Source organism: Pseudoduganella sp. HUAS MS19, from assembly GCF_053615455.1.
In genome coordinates, this window is the sequence record NZ_CM132133.1 from 5,180,833 (window position 1) to 5,195,099 (window position 14,267).

15 protein-coding genes are annotated in these 14,267 nt (G+C 63.8%); 4 read left to right on the top strand and 11 right to left on the bottom strand.

The window, feature by feature from the left end; genetic code table 11:
- Positions 1 to 3 precede the first annotated feature (3 nt).
- The 6 genes from ACWBU6_RS23725 to flgB form a co-directional block, all read right to left on the bottom strand.
- The gene (locus ACWBU6_RS23725; protein WP_452645796.1) at positions 4 to 2,337 is read right to left on the bottom strand and encodes an EAL domain-containing protein; all 2,334 of its coding nucleotides are present in this window, start codon (positions 2,335 to 2,337) and stop codon (positions 4 to 6) included.
- Between the two features lie 107 nt (positions 2,338 to 2,444).
- A complete protein-coding gene (gene flgF / locus ACWBU6_RS23730; RefSeq protein WP_452645797.1) occupies positions 2,445 to 3,188 on the bottom strand; it encodes a flagellar basal-body rod protein FlgF in 744 nt (247 codons plus the stop codon).
- 20 nt (positions 3,189 to 3,208) lie between these two features.
- A complete protein-coding gene (locus ACWBU6_RS23735) occupies positions 3,209 to 4,750 on the bottom strand; it encodes a flagellar hook protein FlgE (RefSeq protein ID WP_452645798.1) in 1,542 nt (513 codons plus the stop codon).
- 24 nt (positions 4,751 to 4,774) lie between these two features.
- The gene (locus tag ACWBU6_RS23740) at positions 4,775 to 5,467 is read right to left on the bottom strand and encodes a flagellar hook assembly protein FlgD (protein WP_452645799.1); all 693 of its coding nucleotides are present in this window, start codon (positions 5,465 to 5,467) and stop codon (positions 4,775 to 4,777) included.
- Between the two features lie 2 nt (positions 5,468 to 5,469).
- On the bottom strand, positions 5,470 to 5,874 hold the full coding sequence (flgC, locus tag ACWBU6_RS23745; protein WP_452645800.1) for a flagellar basal body rod protein FlgC: 405 nt from the start codon (positions 5,872 to 5,874) through the stop codon (positions 5,470 to 5,472).
- Positions 5,874 to 6,293 (bottom strand): flagellar basal body rod protein FlgB, encoded by a 420-nt coding sequence (gene flgB, locus ACWBU6_RS23750; RefSeq protein WP_452645801.1) that lies wholly within the window; start codon positions 6,291 to 6,293, stop codon positions 5,874 to 5,876. Before flgB ends, flgC begins: the two co-directional genes overlap by 1 nt.
- Before the next feature lie 128 nt (positions 6,294 to 6,421).
- Between flgB and flgA the strand changes: the two genes are divergently transcribed.
- From flgA to ACWBU6_RS23770, 4 genes are all read left to right on the top strand, one after another.
- Positions 6,422 to 7,108: a flagellar basal body P-ring formation chaperone FlgA gene (gene flgA / locus ACWBU6_RS23755; RefSeq protein WP_452645802.1), complete on the top strand. Its 687-nt coding sequence runs from the start codon at positions 6,422 to 6,424 to the stop codon at positions 7,106 to 7,108.
- A 95-nt stretch (positions 7,109 to 7,203) separates the two neighbouring features.
- Positions 7,204 to 7,527: a flagellar biosynthesis anti-sigma factor FlgM gene (gene flgM / locus ACWBU6_RS23760; protein WP_452645803.1), complete on the top strand. Its 324-nt coding sequence runs from the start codon at positions 7,204 to 7,206 to the stop codon at positions 7,525 to 7,527.
- Positions 7,528 to 7,533: 6 nt separating this feature from the next.
- Positions 7,534 to 7,998, top strand: coding sequence for a flagella synthesis protein FlgN (locus ACWBU6_RS23765; protein ID WP_452645804.1), 465 nt, complete (start codon positions 7,534 to 7,536; stop codon positions 7,996 to 7,998).
- Between the two features lie 76 nt (positions 7,999 to 8,074).
- On the top strand, positions 8,075 to 9,640 hold the full coding sequence (locus ACWBU6_RS23770) for a hypothetical protein (protein ID WP_452645805.1): 1,566 nt from the start codon (positions 8,075 to 8,077) through the stop codon (positions 9,638 to 9,640).
- Positions 9,641 to 9,709: 69 nt separating this feature from the next.
- Here ACWBU6_RS23770 and motD read toward each other — a convergent pair whose 3' ends face one another.
- Genes motD through flhF form a run of 5 tightly spaced genes read right to left on the bottom strand, consistent with a single transcriptional unit; the run spans position 9,710 to position 14,113 of the window.
- Positions 9,710 to 10,471 (bottom strand): flagellar motor protein MotD, encoded by a 762-nt coding sequence (gene motD, locus ACWBU6_RS23775; RefSeq protein ID WP_452645806.1) that lies wholly within the window; start codon positions 10,469 to 10,471, stop codon positions 9,710 to 9,712.
- A 1-nt stretch (position 10,472) separates the two neighbouring features.
- Positions 10,473 to 11,219: a flagellar motor protein gene (locus ACWBU6_RS23780; RefSeq protein ID WP_452645807.1), complete on the bottom strand. Its 747-nt coding sequence runs from the start codon at positions 11,217 to 11,219 to the stop codon at positions 10,473 to 10,475.
- A complete protein-coding gene (locus tag ACWBU6_RS23785) occupies positions 11,201 to 11,932 on the bottom strand; it encodes an RNA polymerase sigma factor FliA (RefSeq protein WP_130310819.1) in 732 nt (243 codons plus the stop codon). Before ACWBU6_RS23785 ends, ACWBU6_RS23780 begins: the two co-directional genes overlap by 19 nt.
- A 17-nt stretch (positions 11,933 to 11,949) precedes the next feature.
- Positions 11,950 to 12,750 (bottom strand): MinD/ParA family ATP-binding protein, encoded by an 801-nt coding sequence (locus ACWBU6_RS23790; RefSeq protein ID WP_452645808.1) that lies wholly within the window; start codon positions 12,748 to 12,750, stop codon positions 11,950 to 11,952.
- Positions 12,743 to 14,113, bottom strand: a complete 1,371-nt coding sequence (gene flhF / locus ACWBU6_RS23795; RefSeq protein WP_452645809.1) for a flagellar biosynthesis protein FlhF — start codon at positions 14,111 to 14,113, stop codon at positions 12,743 to 12,745. The genes ACWBU6_RS23790 and flhF overlap by 8 nt, the downstream gene beginning before the upstream one ends.
- Positions 14,114 to 14,267 lie beyond the last annotated feature (154 nt).

A 14,267-nucleotide genomic window follows, 5' to 3' on the forward strand; every position in this document is an offset into this window, starting at 1 on the left:
TCTTCAGAGCGCAGCTACCTTGTCTGGTTGCCGGACAGCCTTCAAAGGCTCGGGCCGACCTACCCCATAGCCTTGGGCGAAATCGACACCCATCGCGCGCAGGCAGGCCAGTATCGCATCGTCTTCAACGAATTCGGCAATGGTCTGCTTGCCCATCACATGCGCGATCTGGTTGATCGATTCAACCATGGCGCGTTCGGTCGGGCTGTGGAGGATGCCTTTGATGAAGCTGCCGTCGATCTTCACGTAATCGACCGGCAAGTGCTTCAGGTAGGCGAAGGACGACATGCCGGCACCGAAGTCGTCCAGCGCGAAGCGGGCCCCTTGCGCTTGCAGGTCCTGGATCAACGTAGCGGCCTGCGCAAGATTGGCCACTGCCACCGTTTCCGTGATCTCAAAGCAGACATCTTCCAGCGCCACGCCGGTGATGCGCTGCTGCTCCAACACGAATTCCAGCAAGCCCTCGTCGCATACCGAGGCGCCGGACAGATTGATCGCCCAGCTCGTACCCGGCGGCTGCTGCGCCAGCGCTTCGAAAGCGTGGCGGATCACCCAGCGATCGAGCAGCGGCATCAGGTCGTAGCGTTCGGCGGCGGGGATGAAGGCCATCGGCGGCACCAGGCCGCCCTCTTCGTCCAGCATGCGCACCAGCACTTCGGCATGGGCGCGGCCGCCGCGCAGCGGTGCAATCGTCTGCAGATGCAGGCAGAAGCGGTCGTTTTCCAGCGCGGTGCGGATGCGCGACACGGCTTCCATTTCCGTCTGCCGCACCGATAGTTCGGCATCGTCGTCGCTGTACAGGTGGATGCGGTTGCGGCCCTTTTCCTTTGCCATATAGCAGGCGGCGTCGGCCGCTTTCATCACTTCTTTCAGACTGCTGCTGCGGCTATCGAGCAGCACCAGGCCGATGCTGACGCCGATGCGGTAGCTGCGCACGCCCCAGGCGAAATGCAGGTCTACCACGGCCTTGCGTACTTTCTCGGCGACGCGCAAGGCGTCTTCGTGGCTGCACTGGGTCAGCATGATGCCGAATTCATCGCCTCCCAGGCGGCCAACGATATCGCGTTCGCGCAGCGTGGCTTGCAGGAGCTGGCTTACCTGCTTGATCAGCTCATCCCCGGCCGCGTGGCCGCTGGTGTCGTTGATGATCTTGAAGCGGTCAAGGTCGAGATACAGCACGGCATGTTCGCCGCCACTGCCTTGCCGCAGGGCTGCCAGCAGTTCGCGCAGGCGGCGTTCGAACTCGCGCCGGTTCAGGATGTCGGTCAGTTCGTCGTGCGTGGCCTGGTAGCTCAGTTGGGCGGCATGGCGGCGCGCTTCGCTGGCGTCGTGCAGCACGATGACCTGGCCGATGGCGGTGCCGTCCGGCGCGTGGATAGGCGCTTCCGAACAGTCGACTGGCAGCAGCGTGCCGTCCGCCGCCAACAAGTGCAGCGCACCACCCTCGCCTTCCAGCCGGCACACTTCATCCAGCAGGCGGCCCAGCATGGCGCCGCCTGGCATGCCCAGCATCTGTTCGGCATTGCGGTTGCAGTAGCTCACGCGCTGCCTGCTGTCGGTGGTGATGACGGCGTCGGCGATCGAGCCCAGGGTCACCTGCACCAGTTCTTTTTCGGCGAAAGCTTCCGCCTCGCTTTGGCGCAGCTGCTGCAGCAGGCGTGCGCGGCGGGCGAAAGAGCGGCGCAGGTAGCCATGGCCGCTCCACGCCAGCAGCACTGCCGCCATCACCAGCACCGCCAGCAAGGCGTTCGACACCTGGCGCGCTGCATCGTTGATGGCGGCGGCAAAGCCGATGGCGAGCGGCGTCAGGCGGCGGTCGATTTCCTGGATTTCCAGCAGCACCACCGGTGCGCGGCGTGCGGCGGGCGCCATGCCGCGCACGCGTTCGCCCAACTCGCGCAGGCGCAGCAGATGCTGGTCGCTGTGTTCCCAGTAGGTGATGGCGCGCGCCATCAGGTAGAGGTCTTTGAAGTTGCGGTACAGCCAGACCATGCCGCGCACATCTTCTTCGGCATTGCGGCCGCCAAGGAAGCCTTCGCGCACCACAACCCAATCCATCTGTTCCTTGTCCATTTCGCGCCGTGCGCGCATATCGGATAGTGGCACCGCCAGCTCGGTCTGGAACTGGGCGTAATCCTGCTCGTCGGAGGTGACAAGGTAGCGCTGCAGGGAGGCGATCGCGGCCTTCTGGCCTTTGGACCAATGGCTTTCACCGCCGACGTAGGCTCGCAGCGTAGCGGCAATGGACAGGCTGAACACCGCTACCAGGGTAAGCGCTGCCACGGCCAGCACGAACGGCAGGACTACGGTGGCGTAACGTTCCTCGGGGCGGGCCATAAACTTGCACTGCTGGGATGAAAAATCCCATGATGGGGGAATCCCGGCAATGCGCGCAATGGGGGAAATGCCATGCGTTGCCCGATGGCAACAAAATTAACGCAATATTAATTCAACGCTAAGATTTGCGTGGCCTTGGCTGCATTGTTTTCCGCATTCTTCAGCAAACTCATCTGCGTTTCGAAAGAACGTGCCAGGGTGATCATGTTGACCATGGCATCGATCGGGTTGACGTTGCTGCCTTCCAGCGTGCCGTCTGCCAGCCGCACGCCCTGGTCGGGATCGGCTGGCAAGCCGCTTTGCTGGCGGAACAGGCCATCGTCGCCGCGCACCAGCCCCTTGACGTCGGGATTAACCAGCTTGATGCGGCCCAGCACATTCGATGGACCCGGCTGGGTCTGGGTGGTGTCGATGGCAGACACGGTGCCGTCGGCGGCAATGGCCACCTGGGCATCGGGCGGGATGGCGATCGGACCATTCTCGCCCACCAGGGTCATGCCGGCCGAGGTTTGCAGCATGCCGTTTTCGCTGACCTTCAGGCTGCCGTTGCGGGTATAGGCTTCCGAGCCGTCGGGCGATTGCACGGCAATGAAACCGTCGCCACGCAGGGCCACGTCCAGCGCCCGCCCCGTGGTCTGCATCGCGCCGGCGCGGAAATCCGAGCCAACGGTGTTGTCGACCACGAAGGTGCGGGTTGGCAAGCCCTCCCCCACCACCGGCACGGCGCGGAAGGAGTCGAGCTGGGCGCGGAAGCCGGTCGTGGTGGCATTGGCCAGGTTGTTCGACGTGGTGGCCTGCTGCTCCAGGATGTGGCGCGCGCCGGTGGCGGCGGTGTAGACAAGGCGGTCCATCGCTTGCTCGCTTTATCCGGTTAGCGCAGGTTGACCAGGGTTTGCAGCACCGAGTCCTGGGTCTTGATGGTCTGCGCATTGGCCTGGTAGACGCGTTGCGCGGTGATCATGTCGACCAGTTCCTTGGTCAGGTCCACGTTGGACGATTCAACCGAAGAAGAGCGCAGCTGGCCCAGGTTGCCTTCGCCCGGTGTGCCGACTTGCGGTGCACCGGAAGCCGAGCTCTCTGCCCACACGTTGTTACCGAGCGGGATCAGGCCGTCCGGGCTGGCGAAGTTGGCCAGCACGAACTGCGCCAGTGGACGCGACTTGCCGTTGCTGTACTGGCCGATGATGGTGCCGCTGGCATCGGTCGAGAAACGCTGCAGGCTGCCGGACGAGTAGCCGTTCTGGGTCGATTCCTTCTCGCTGGTCGGCGAGCCGTATTGCGTGGTGCCGACGAAGTTGGTGGTGATCGTCATCGTCAGGTCGGCGCCGTTGTCCGGGAAGATCGGCAGGTCGATCGAGAAGGGCAAGGTCTGCGGCGGCGTCAGCAGCGCCATACGGGCCGCGCTCAGCTGGCCGTTGGTGTCGAACGCCAGGGTGCCGACCTTGACGGCCGGGACGGTAATGGCGGCCGCCAGTTTCTGGTCAATGATGTCAGGCGTATTGCCCGGGACGGCGCCAACGTCGGTCGGCGGCGTGTACACCGCTGCCAGTTTCGCCAGCTGGGCCGGGGTGGCGCCCGCCGCCGTCGCGGCAGCGGTCATGGCCGCTCCGGCAGCAGCGGAATACGCTTGCTGGGCCGCCAGCATGCCGGCGGCATTGCCGGCCGCCGCCGCGGTGTTGTAGGCAGCGCGCGCTGCCAGCGATGCCGGGTCGGTCAGCACGGCTTGCGCGATCGCCTTGGAGTCGACCTGCACACCATCGCTGCCGGCGTAAACATCCCATACGCCGCTGCCCTTGTTCACATAGAACACCGACATGGTGTGGGCATTGCCCAGGCTGTCGAACACATCCATCACGGTCTGCTTGGTGTAAGTCAGCGGATCGCTGGCGTCGAACGGCACCTTGGTCGGTACCGGCGAGGTGGACGACAGGTTGATCTTGAAGTTCGCTTCCGTGGTTTCGACCGGGGTCAGGTCGGCCGTATCGATCTTGATCGGCACCGGGGCGCCCGCCAGGATCACGCCGTCCTGGTTCGCCAGGTAGCCGGTAATGGCATTGCCCTGGGCGTTGGTGATGATGCCGTTCTTATCGAGCAGGAACTGGCCGTTGCGCGAGTACTGCACTTCGCCGCTGGGCGCCACGGTGCGGAAGAAGCCGCCGCCATTGATGGACACGTCCAGCGGATTGTTGGTGGTTTCGATATTGCCCTGCGTGAATTGCTGGGCGATGCGCGAAATGCTCACGCCGATACCGGGATTGTTGCCCGCCACTCCGTTGAGGGAATTGGCATACAGGTCGGCAAACTGCGCCTGCGAACTCTTGAAGCCCACCGTGCTCGCGTTGGCGATGTTGTTGCCGATAACGTCGAGCGACTTACCTGCGGCGTTCAGGCCGCTGAGACCTTGTTGAAACATGGTATTTCCCCTATCAGGTTGGGCTTACAAAACTTGTTTGATATCGTCCATGGTCAGTTGACCGATGGCTGGAACATTGAGCTTGGTGCCGCCGGCGCCGGTGGACACGCTGGCCACGGTGCCGAACGTCAGCGGCTGCACGCCTTCGGCGGGCTTGCCGCCCAGCGTGCCGCTGACTGCCACGGTGTACATGCCATCCGGCGCAGTCGTGCCATCGTCCATCTTGCCGTCCCAGCCGAGCGGCAGTACGCCGGCATCGACTGCCTGCAGCGTCTGCGTGTGCACCACCTTGCCGGCGGCATTCTTGATGTCGATCTGCAGCGTATCGACGGCATTTTTCAGTTCGACACCGAACAGGCCTTTGCCTGACGCCACCTGCAGGTTTTTGCCGGCAGCCAGCACGCCATGGTTGATCAGGTTGGTCGCCTGCAGCGAGGCCGAATTGGCGTAGTCTTTTTTCAGCGACTCGATCGTCTCGTTCAGTTTGTTGATGCCGGTGACCGTTTGCAGTTGGGCAAGCTGGCTGGTGACTTGGGCGTTGTCCAGCGGGTTCAACGGGTCCTGGTTCTTGAGCTGCGTAATCAGCAGCGTCATGAATTTATCCTGGTCGGCCGAGACGCTGGAGCCCGACGTGTTGTTGCCGCGGGTGTTGACCGCGTTGAGCAGGGCTTGCGACGGGGCGCCGCTGCCGGTGACAGGGGTGTTGGTGATGGCCATGGTTACTGTCCGATCGTCAGGGTTTTCAGCAGCATGGTCTTGGCTGCATTCATGGTTTCCACATTGGTCTGGTAGGAGCGCGAAGCCGAGAGCATATTGACCATCTCGTCGACCACGTTCACATTCGGCATCGTCACGTAGCCCTTCTCGTCCGCCAGCGGATGCTTGGGGTCGTACACTTGCTTGAGCGGCGACGGGTCTTCCACCACCTGGCTCACCTTCACCGAGGTGGCGGCGCCATTGGCGCTCGGGGTGGCTTCGAACACGACCTGCTTGGCGCGGTAGGCTTCGCCGCTGGCCGAGGTGGCGCTGTCGGCGTTGGCCAGGTTGGATGCCACCACGTTCAGGCGCTGGGCCTGGGCGCTCATGGCCGAACCGGAAACGTTGAAAATGCTGAACAAGGACATTACTGGCCTCCCTGGATCGCGGCCAGCAGGCCTTTGATCTGCGAATTAATAAAGGTCACGCCGGCTTCGTAGCGCAGTGCATTGTCGGCAAAGTTGTTACGTTCGACATCCATGTCGACCGTATTGCCGTCCACGGCGCCCTGCGCCGGGTGGCGGTACAGCAGGGGCGTACCGTCCGGCAGCGTGCTGCCGTCCTGCGGCGGACGCGGGTAGTGCTTGTGGGCCGTCGTCGTCAGGGGCTGCGGGGTGGCCGCGCGCTGCATGGCTGCCTGCAGGTTGGCGGAAAAGTCGATATCGCGCGCCTTGTAGTTGGGCGTATCGGCATTGGCGATGTTCGACGCCAGCACGGCCTGGCGCTTCTCGCGCAGGCTGAGGGCGGTTTCATTGAACAGCAGGTGGTTGTCGAGTTTGCCTAACATGGCACTTCTCCGCTTGATGACAGGTTCGATGATACGGAGCAATGTGCTTGCTTGATCGGAAGAGAAAGGCGGGGTTTTTGCCCTTATTCCCGGCTTGCCGCTGTCGCACGAGGGCTAAGATGGGCAACATGAAACTAATCCTCGTCATTGCCTCCCTGTGCGCGGCAAATGCTGCCTGCGCCGCCCCATCCCGCATGGAGCCTGCCGCCCTGCGCCAGGTAGCCGAACAATTCCTGCAAGTCCAGACTGCCGGCCTGCCGGGCAAGGTCACGGTCAGCGTCGGCGCGGTCGACCAGCGCCTGAACCTGGCGCCCTGTCCCGCCCCGGAAGCCTTCCTGATGCCGGGCGCCCGCGCCTGGGGCAAGACCACGGTCGGCGTACGCTGTGCGGCGCCTTCGCCGTGGACGGTATATATTCAGTCCCAGGTATCCGTGTTGGGCAGCTATGTGGCGGCCGCCGTGCCGCTGGTGCAGGGCCAGTCCATCGAGGATGGACAGTTGGCGATGATGCAAGGCGAATTGACCGCCCTGCCGCCGGGGATCGCGACCGACAAGGCGCAACTGGTCGGCAAGTCCAGCAGCATGTCGATTGCGGCCGGTACCCCGGTCCGGGTCGACATGGTCAAGGCCAGGCCGGTGATCCTGCAGGGCCAGCTGGTCAAGCTGGTCACCCGGGGCAATGGTTTCTCGGTGTCGGCCGAGGGCAAGGCGGCCGGTTCGGCGGCCGAGGGCCAGGTGGTGGCAGTGCGCACCGGCAATGGCCAGCAAATCAGCGGGATTGCCCGCGTGGGCGGACTGGTCGAAGTGGCTTTTTAAACAAGTTTCACCATGCCAGCTAAAGTTTGGCGGCAGGTTGCCGTAATAGACTCGTATGCCGGGGTAAAGTACTCCAACCAGACGAGGATAAAGCTGTGAAGATCAACGATACATTGAAGAACACGCCGGGCTTGCCAAGTTCGCCCGCGACGAGCACGAACGCGCGCGGCGCGGACAAGGCCGCCGCGGCAACTTCGACCGCACCACAGGCAGGTACCGACAATGTGCGCCTGTCCGCACAAGGACAGGCAATGGCGGCCAGTGGCGCTGCAGCCAGCAATGCCGTGTTCGACACGAAAAAAGTCGAACGCATCAAGTTGGCAATTGCTGACGGCCAGTTCCAGGTCAATTCGGAAAAAGTGGCAGACGGTTTGCTGGACACGGTCCGCGACCTGCTGCACGCACGTAAGCAACGCTAAGGAAACATGATGGCCGCTGTCTCCCCCAAACACAGCCTGCAGGCTGAGTTGAGCAAGATCACGGAATTGCTGGAAGTCCTGCAGCAGGAACAGCAAGACCTGGTAGCGGCCGACATCGACCACCTGACCTCGCTGACCCCGCACAAGTCGGCCCTGGTCAATGAAATGGCCACCCTGGCCACCGCGCGCCACCGCGCCCTGGCCGAGGCGGGTTATCCGGCCATGGAGCTGGGCATGGAATCCTGGCTGGAAGCCCAGCATGACGATGCTGCCAACATCCTGTGGCAGCAGTTGCTGGACCAGACCCGCGCGGCGAAGGAATTGAACCGCCTGAACGGTTTGCTGATCAACAAGCACCTGGGCCACACCCAGGGGGCGCTGCAGGCGCTGCGCCCGCAGCAAACCACGGTCTATGGCCCGAGCGGCATGACCACGGGCGGCACCACCCGCCGCGGCTTCATCGCCGGCTGAGCCCTTCCGAAACCGGCCTGCTGCCGGACCTTTCATTTCATGTGACTTTTTATGCAACTTTCTGCATAATGAGCGGATGCGTACATTTCTCTCAGGAATTATTCTGGCGGCCACGACCGCTCAAGCCGGTGCCGCCTCCGTCCATTCCGCCTTGGGCGGTGAACAGTTCGGACTGCATCCCGCCCACAATTTCCGCCTGGCCAACGGCCGCTGCAACGATTGCGGCCAGAAGCAAGCCCTGTGGTACTTCCAGGACGAGCTGATCGCCTTGCCGGCGGCCGGTGCGGCGGACGCACCGGGCCTGGTCTGGCTCGGTTCGCCGCAACTGGTGCCGCAGGCGCGCTTTGACGGCAAATCGCTGCACACGGCCGATGGCGGAACACTCGGTTTCCGCTTGGCGCCCAAGCTTTCTACCAACCGCTCCTATTTCGACGCCAGCTCCGAAGCCTTCTTCCGCCAGCGCGAGGTGCGCGTGCGCGGCCAGTGGGATGAAGCCGGCCAGCAATTCGTGGCGCGCACGATCTGGCCGCGCGACTATGTGATCGATGCCGCCAAGCTGCCGCTGCAGCCGCTGGCCGGCGCCGACAACCTGCAGGGCTTCGTGCGCCAGGCCGAAGGCGGCGCGCGCGGCCAGTATGCGGTGCGCAAGGTGTGGCAGCGCCCCGGCGCCGCGCCGGCTGACCTGTCCGGCAAGCCGGTGCTGGCCATGATGCTGAGCGGCGCCCAGGGCGACGACGATGAAGCGTATGGCGGCCACTTTGCCATCGCCACCGGCCGCCTGGGACCACAGGGCGAGTGGTCTGACTGGCTGGTGAATAACTTCTACGGCCTGGATTCGTATAGCGAAAAAGGCATCGTCGCCTCGGCGCTGCCGATGGATAACTACCTGATGGACCTGAATAGCGGCCAACAGTATTACCGTCCCTCGTACATGCTGGTGGCGGTGCTGAAAGACCCGCGCACGGCGCAGGCTTACCAGGCCAACGTGAACCAGGTGTTCCGCGCGTTTTACGCCCATCATTTCAGCTACCAGCATGCGGCTGCCAACTGCACCGGAATCAATGTCGACGTGCTGCGCAAGCTGGGCTGGCAGTGGCCTTTGCAGGGGCCAACCAACCGGCTGAAGGCCGTTGGCGCGTTTGCCTACATGGCAGCGACGCAGATGAGCATTGCCAGCGGCAAGAAGGCCTACAGCTATTTCACCGAGGAGCAGACACGCTTGCATCCGGCGGTGGCGTTCGATGCGCTGGGCAAGGACCTGCTGGACGTATTGGGCGGACAGGCGGGGCGCCAGTTGAGCGGCTTTGAGCAGCAGTTGCAGGCGGATGTGGAAGCGGTGATGCTGGTGCGGATTCCGCAGGTGCCGTCCAGCCGCGCCTTCGGTTCGGCGCCGGCGTACTCGATCGACGAATTCATGGCGCGCGCGCCGCAAGACCGCAGCAAGTGGCAGGTGGTGCCGGTGGAGCCGCGGCCGTTTCCCGAAGAACTGATGGACGAGCAGGCGAAGAAGAATTTGCAAAGGTCGGCGTGGCCGATGGCGGCACTGGTGTTGCTGGTTGCCGCGATCGGGACGGGCTGGCATTGGCGCCGCCGGCAGCGGCTGCGGGCAGCAATGCAGCATCCGGAGCGCCTGCGCGCCTGAAACCGGCAAACCGGCGGCAGCCACAGCCCTGGTGTCTGACCCTGCGGGTCAGACACCGGATTACCGGTTTTAAGGGTTTGGAATCTCGGTAGCCGGATCAGGGATGCCCGACAAAATCGTCACCGCCACCCGCCGATTCCTCGCCCGCGACTCGGCATCATCATTCGAAGCCACCGGCTGGTTATCGGCATGCCCCACCGCAGTCATGCGCGACGCTGCGATCCCCGACTCGATAAACAGCCTGACCACACTCCCTGCCCGTACCGCCGACAACTCCCAGTTCGACGGATAGGTGGCATTCCTGATCGGCACGTTGTCGGTGTGCCCCTCCACCTGCACATTATGCGGATCGTCCTTCAGCAGCGTCGCCACCGCGGTCAGCGCCTCGCGCGATTCATCGGTCAGGCTCGCATCGCCAGCGCGGAACAACACTGAGGCATTGATCTCGACGCTCACCCCGCGGCTGTTCTGCGTCACCCGCACCTTGCCCTCCTTGACCAGCGGCGCCAGGGTACTGGCCAGGTCCTTGGCCAGCCGCGTCATCTGCTCCTTCTCCTTCTTGATCGCCTCATTGCGCTTGCGCGTGGCCGGATTGGGAATCGGCAGGCTCTGGACTTCCGTATTGGTCGGCGGCGCAGCGCCAGCCCCGCCGAACGCATCCCCCAGTGCATCGGAGAACACCTTGTATTTGCCGATGTTAACGGAGGACACCGCATACATCACGACAAAGAAGGCAAACAGCAGGGTAATGAAATCCGCGTAGGAGATCAGCCAGCGCTCATGGTTCTCGGGATCGTCATCGAACTTGCGGCGTGCGCGGCGGTATTGCATGTCACGGCTCCCGCATCAGGGTCGCGATCCGTTCATCGATAACGCGCGTGAAATCACCGGTGGCAATGTCGTACATCACCGCAGCGGTCAGCTCCTGCAAATAGACCTGGCGCGTGACAATGGTCTTGAGCTTGTTGGCGATCGGGTAAAAGAACAGGTTGGCCAGCCCGACGCCGTAAATGGTCGACACGAACGCCACCGCAATGCCGGAACCGAGCTTGCTCGGGTCGGTCAGGTTTTCCATCACATGGATCAGGCCCAGCACCGCGCCCAGGATGCCGATGGTGGGCGAGTAGCCGGCCGCCGATTCCCAGATGCGCACCGCCTGGCGCTCCGCCGTTTCGAAAGCGGTTATCTCCATGTCCAGCATCTGGCGCATCTTGTCCGGGTTGATGCCGTCCACGATCATGCGCAAGCCCTTGGCGATGAACTTGTCCTTGGCGCCCAGCATGGGGCGCTCCAGCGCCAACAGCCCGTCGCGGCGGGCCAGCATGCTCCAGGTATTGATATCGCGCGCCAGCTGGGCGCGGTTGTCTGGCGGCGGCTTGAACACCCAGCGCAGCATGGTCAGGCCGCGGCGCAAGGTTGGCACACGGGTTTGCAGCATGACCGCGCCGAAAGTGCCGATCACCACGATGGCAAACGCCGCGGGCTGCAGCAAGGAGGATATCTTGCCGCCTTCCAGCCCCTGGCCGACGATGATGCCGGCCAGCGCCAGCAAAACGCCGGCTACGCTGGACCAGTCCATGCCTGCTCCCGCAGCGAGGCACGCAGGCGCGCCACGGCTTGTGTATGCAACTGCGACACCCGGGATTCGGATACGCCCATCACGGCGCCGATCTCCTTCAGGTTCAGCTCTTCCTCGTAGTAAAGGCCCATCAGCATTTTCTCACGTGGCGGTAGCGCTTCAATCGCATCGATCACAGCCTGGCGGAAGTCGGTGTCGAGCAGCGCGCGCAGCGGATCGGCATCTTCATCATGGGCGTAGCGGTCGAGGAAGCTGTCGTTGCCGTCTTCCTCGTGAAAGTCTTCGTAGTACACCAGTTGGTGGCCGCCGCCTTCGGACAGCATTTCCTGGTAATCGGCCAACGACAGCTTGAGCGACTTCGCCACTTCCGATTCGGTGGGCGGGCGGCCCAGGCGCTGCTGCAGCGTGGCCATGGCGTTTTCAATCTTGCGCATGTCCTGGCGCATCGAACGCGGCATCCAGTCGGAAGAGCGCAATTCATCGAGCATGGCGCCGCGGATGCGCATCACCGCGTAAGTCTCGAACTGGGCGCCGTGGGTTTCTTCGTAGCGGTTGATTGCGTCAAGCAAGCCGATCATACCGGCCTGTACCAGGTCATCCACTTCCACACTGGGCGGCAATTTTGCCTTCATATGGTGGGCCAGGCGCTTCACCAACGGCATGTGCTCCGTCAGCAAGGAATCCTTGTCCACCTTCCCTTTGACCGTGTACATAAAGGTTCTAATTCTTTTCAGGCTCTAAAATGGTTGCAGCTCCCCATTGCAAAACGCCCGGCCAGCTGGCGGAAGGCCACTGAAGCCCCGGCCAAGGGGAAGGCGTCCACCACCGCACGACCCAGCCGGGCTGCACGCTGCAGGTATTCGTCGGCCGGGACAGACCCCATGGAAACGAGGTTGACTGCCAGGTAACGGCTTGCCGCATGTGCCATATTATCGTAAACCACCCTTGCTTCGGCCTCCGAAGCGCCGGTGACCAGGATGCCGAACGGACGGCGGCCCAGTTCATGGTTGAGCCGCTTGATCATCATATAAGCATTCTTGATGGAAGTGGCGCTGTTCGACACCTGCACCACGATCTCGGAACTGGCCATCAAGGGCACCGGGAAGGCTTCACCGTCGAACTCGCCGTCCACCAGCACGATGCCGGCCTGGCTGGCCAACACACCGAAGGCCTTGGCCAGGCGCCGGCCTTCGTCCGGGCCGTGGCGCGACTCGCCACGCGTCATCGACACCACGTTGAAGCCTTGCGGTGCAGCATGCAGCACCTGGTTCAGGCCGCAGCGCTGGCGCGCCACGTCGAGCAGGCTGGTGCCGTAGTCCAGGCCCAGGCGGGACACCACGCCGTGGGCGCTGGCGCAGGCATCGACCAGCAGCACGTTGTTGCCGGCTTGCGACAGCGAGGCGCCCAGGTTGACCAGCATGGCGCCCTTGTCGTCCTGCGGCGTGGCCGACAGGAAGGTGACGATGCGCGGCCGGGGACCGGCCAGCATCCGGCGCAGGCCTTCGGCCTGGTCGAAATCGAAATTAGCCAAAGCGTACCTCGCGCAGCATTGGGTCATGGGCGGCACCGGCCACCAGCAGCGGCAGCTCGGCGTCGCCGTATTTCGGGGCGGACTGGCAGCCGAAGGCGCGGCCTACCAGCGCCACCGGGTCGGCCAGGTGCAGGTCTTCCGGCACGCGCTGGCCGTTGGACGCGTAGTACAGGCGCAGCTTGTGGCGGATCACCACGTCCAGCGCGGAACCGATCGAGGCGGCTTCGTCCAGCTTGGTGATGATGGCGCCGGCCAGGCCGCTGCCCTGGTAGGCGCGCACCACTTCGGCCAGGGTTTCCTGGGTCGAGGTGGCGTTCATGCACAGGATGCGCTGGACGTCGGCGCCGACGCCCTGCAGCATGGCGACCTGCTCGGCCACCATCTGGTCGCGCTGGCTGACACCAACAGTATCAATCAGCACGGTGTGCTTGTTGCGCAGCTCATTGAGGGCGATGCGCAGGTCGGCCTCGTCCTTTACCGAGTGCACCATGACGCCCAGGATCTTGCCGTAAATGCGCAGCTGTTCGTGGGCGCCGATACGGTAGGCATCGGTGGTGATCAGGGCCAGTTTTTCCGGGCCGTGGCGCATCACGCAGCGCGCGGCCAGCTTGGCGGTGGTGGTGGTCTTGCCGACGCCGGTCGGGCCGACCAGGGCGAATACGCCGCCCTTTTCCAGCAGCGCATCTTCGTTGTTCATGGCGTTGATGTTGCGGGCCAGCACGGTGCGCATCCACTGCAGCGCTTCGGCGCTGTCGCGGGTGGCCGGCAGCTTGTCGGTCAGGTAGCGCGCCAGGCTGGCAGAGAAGCCGGCTGCCAGCAGTTCGCGCAGCACCACGGTCTTGTGCGGTTCGCGTTGCTGGGTGTTGGCGAAGGCCAGTTCATTGAGCTGGGTCTCCATCATGCCGCGCATGGCGCGCAGTTCGCTCATCATGCTGGTCATCTCGGCGGCGGCAGTGGCTTTGGCGCTGGCGACAGCTTCTGCGACCAAGGAGGAAATGCGCTCCATGTCCATGGCTGGAACGGCCGGAGCCGGTGCGATCGGGCGGGCCGCCGGGCGCGTGGCCGACGGCGCAGGACGCGCCGCGGCGCGCACGACCGGTGCGGCAGGCTGGGAGAGCAGTGCCGGGGCGTGACCTGCAGCGGGAGCGACCGGCGCCAGGTCCAACTGCGGCGCTGGGGCGGACATCGGGGAATCCGGGGAGTGCGGGGCCAGGGCGGCGGCATCGTCGCCGGCCAGGGCCAGGATTTCCACCGCGCCATCGACGGCACGATTGGAAAGGATCACCGCATCCGGGCCAAGCGCTTCGCGTACCTTGCGCAGCGCTTCACGAGATGTTGGGGCGGTAAATTTTTTGACGTTCATTTCCTGCTGCTCCGACTGATTCGCACATGGTCAGATTATTGACGATGCGTGAAGGTAACAATCGGTGGAATAGCTCGGGAAATGCGGCTTAATTCAAAACCGGTAAACCTGGGTCAGACCCCGTTGGCGCCACGGCCAACCCGCAGCAGCCGAA